Annotated in this window: 3 protein-coding genes and 1 pseudogene; all 4 read left to right on the forward strand. The window is 75.5% G+C overall.

Features of this window, described 5'->3' with window-relative positions:
- A partial coding sequence (locus EBN88_RS32265; protein ID WP_233581111.1) for a hypothetical protein occupies positions 1-399 on the forward strand: 399 nt, incomplete at its 5' end.
- 49 nt (positions 400-448) lie between these two features.
- Positions 449-1,969: a segregation and condensation protein A gene (locus EBN88_RS29325; protein ID WP_233581113.1), complete on the forward strand. Its 1,521-nt coding sequence runs from the start codon at positions 449-451 to the stop codon at positions 1,967-1,969.
- A complete protein-coding gene (gene scpB / locus EBN88_RS29330) occupies positions 1,966-2,700 on the forward strand; it encodes an SMC-Scp complex subunit ScpB (protein ID WP_122400022.1) in 735 nt (244 codons plus the stop codon). The genes EBN88_RS29325 and scpB overlap by 4 nt, the downstream gene beginning before the upstream one ends.
- Positions 2,700-3,087: pseudogene (locus tag EBN88_RS32270) on the forward strand (DEAD/DEAH box helicase); the annotation flags it as partial. The gene scpB and the pseudogene EBN88_RS32270, both read left to right, overlap by 1 nt.

A 3,087-nucleotide genomic window follows, 5' to 3' on the forward strand; every position in this document is an offset into this window, starting at 1 on the left:
GAGCCCCGGGGCAAGTCCGCGCGGGACCGCGACGGTCGGGAGGGGCGCGAGCCCCAGGTCCCGAGCCAGCCCAAGCGCGACGGCGCGGGGCGTCCCACCGTTCCCCCGGCCGGCCAGGCCGGGACCCCGGCGCGCGGCGGCGCGGGGGCGACGCCGCGCAAGGGACGGGGCGTCGGGCGACGCCCCAGCGGCCGGGAACGCCACGACGAGAAGATCACCGTCTATGTCTCCGCCGAGGAGTTGATGGACCTGGAACACGCGCGGCTGGTGCTGCGCGGCGAACACGGCCTCGCGGTCGACCGGGGCCGGATCGTGCGCGAGGCGGTCGCTGTGGTCCTCGCGGATCTCGAATCCCGGGGCGACGCCAGCATCTTGGTGCGCCGCCTGCGCGGACGCTGACCGCGCGGCGCGCGATGCGCGACGGCGACGCGGAGTAACCTGCCCGGCGATGACCCCGCCCACCCACCGCCGCCGCCCCCTGGGCCAGGGCCCCCGGCCCCCGGGGACCGCTGGCGCGACCACCGGGGACGCGGGTGCCCCGCCGGGCGAAGGGGCCGGTTCCGCCGAGGCGGCGGCACCGCAGGCGGCACCGGCCGTCGATGCCCCGGCCGAACGGGAGGCCGCCGACCTCTCGGCCGGCGAACGTGACGAGCGACTGCCGGCCCCGGGGCAGGAGAACCGCTCCGCCAACGCCTCGGGCCCCAACGGGGAAACGGCCGCCGACCGCGCCATCGTCGGGGACGAGGCTCCTGCGGCGCCGAGCGCCGACCGCTCGGACGAGGCGCGTGACCGGGGTCTGCCCCCCGAGCGGTTCGACGACCCGGGCGTCAACGCGCCTCCCACGGCGGGCGAGACGGCCGCCGCCCGTGCGGTCGCCGTCAACGACGACGGCGTTGCCGTGGAAGCGCCCCCGGGGTCCGCGCCGGGGGACGCTCCGGCTGCCGCCCCCAAGCCCGGCACCGCCCCCGACCCCGACCCCGGCACCGACCCCGGCACCGACCCCGAACCCGCCGGCGGCGACGGCGGCGAGGCTGACGACGGACGTTTCCGGGTCGTTCTTGAGAACTTCGAGGGCCCGTTCGATCTGCTGCTCCAGCTGATCTCCCGGCACCGGCTCGACGTCACCGAGGTCGCGCTGTCGCGGGTCACCGACGACTTTCTCGCGCATCTGCGGGCCATGGGCCCGGAGGGCGACCTCGACCAGACGACCGAGTTCCTGGTGGTGGCGGCCACCCTGCTCGACCTGAAGGCGGCGCGGCTGCTGCCCACCGCCGAGGTGGAGGACGAGGCCGACCTCGCCCTGCTGGAGGCCAGGGACCTGCTCTTCGCCCGCCTGTTGCAGTACCGCGCGTTCAAGCGGATCGCCGAGATCTTCGCTGACCGGCTCGGCGAGGAGGCGCTGCGCCACCCCCGCACCGTCGGGCTGGAGCCGCACCACGCCGAGCTGTTGCCCGACGTGGTGATCAGGATCGGGCCCGAGGGCTTCGCCCGGCTCGCGGTGAAGGCGATGCGGCCCAAGCCCAAGCCCGAGGTCTATGTCGAGCACATCCACGCCCCGCTGGTCAGCGTCCGCGAGCAGGCCGAGGTGGTGATCGGCCGGCTGCGGGAGGTCGGTTCGGCGACGTTCGCCGAGTTGACGGGGGACGCCCCGGACACCCTCACCGTGGTGGCTCGCTTCCTCGCGCTGCTGGAGCTGTACCGGGAGCGTGCCGTCGCGCTCGAACAGGAGGTGGCGCTGGGCCCGTTGCTCGTGCGCTGGAGCGGGGCCGCGCCGGGCCGCGCGCTGGTCAGCGACGAGTTCGACCGGGTCGCCGGCGCCGAGGAGGCGACCGATGAGGCCGCCGATGAGGCCGCCGAGGGCGGCAACGGGCGGGCGCGCGGGGCGGGTTCGCCCGGGGAGGAGCCGCCGCCCCCACCCGCACCCGAGCATGGCCCGCAGGAAGGCCAGAGGGAAGGCGAAGCGAGATGACCACGCCCCATACCGCCGAGACCGCCGAGACCGCCGAGACGACGGCGGACACCGCGCCGGCGGAACGGCCGGAGAAGGCCGCCGCGGCCCCCGAGCCGCACCCGGAGGAGTCCCCGGAGCCACCCGAGGGGGAACTCGCGATCAAGCCCGCCCTGGAGGCGGTGCTGATGGTCGTCGACGAGCCCGCCACGGAGGAACACCTGGCGAAGGTGCTCGGCTTTCCCCGGCGGGCCGTCGCCGACGCGCTGCGGGAGTTGGCCGACGAGTACACCGGGGACGGCCGGGGGTTCGAGCTGCGGCTGGTCGCCGGCGGCTGGCGTTACTACACCCGGGCCGCCTACTCCTCCGCCGTGGACCGCTTCGTGCTGGACGGCCAGCACGCCCGGCTGACCCAGGCCGCGCTGGAGACGTTGGCGGTCGTCGCCTACCGCCAGCCGGTGAGCCGTTCCCGGGTCTCCGCGATCCGGGGCGTGAACTGTGACGGCGTGATGCGCACCCTGCTCCAGCGGGGGCTGTTGGCCGAGGCGGGCACCGAACCCGAAACAGGTGCGATCCTGTATGAGACGACGCACTACTTTCTGGAGCGGATGGGCCTGCGCGGTCTGGACGAACTTCCCGAGTTGGCGCCCTTCCTTCCCGAAGCGGACCAGGTCGAGGGCGAGAGCCAGGAGGGGGTGCCGTCGTTCGACGTAGATGCAGACGACAGCGGCGACTCCCCAACGGATCATTAATGCGAAGCAGCGGCCAGCACAACAGCCGGGACAACAGCCGGGGCACCAACCGGAACCGGCAGACCACCAACCGGAACGACCGGAACGACCGGCCCAACCGGAACACCCGGGGCGGCGCGGGCTACGACCGCGACGACCGCCCGAGCCGTTCGGGCCGGCCACGCCCCGAGGAGCGCCGCTATGACCAGGGCGAACGCCGCGACGACCGGGCCGGCTCCGGCGATCGACGCGACGACCGACGCGGATCGGGCGGACGTGGCTCGGGTGATCGACGCGACGACCGGCGTGGCTCGGGTGACCGGCGCGACGACCGGCGCGGGCCCGGTGCGCGGGGCGAGGGCCGGGGCGGCGCGCCCCAGGCGCGCGGCCGTGGCAGGAGCGGCTCGG

The sequence above is a fragment of the Streptomyces triticirhizae genome, from assembly GCF_003696235.1.
In the GTDB taxonomy this organism is placed as follows: Bacteria; Actinomycetota; Actinomycetes; order Streptomycetales; family Streptomycetaceae; genus Streptomyces; species Streptomyces triticirhizae.

What these genes read in the sequence shown, in the direction of transcription:
- scpB (WP_122400022.1), top strand. Translation starts at nt 1,966, where the DNA reads ATGACCACGCCCCATACCGCCGAGACCGCCGAGACCGCCGAGACGACG.
- EBN88_RS29325 (WP_233581113.1), top strand. Translation starts at nt 449, where the DNA reads ATGACCCCGCCCACCCACCGCCGCCGCCCCCTGGGCCAGGGCCCCCGG.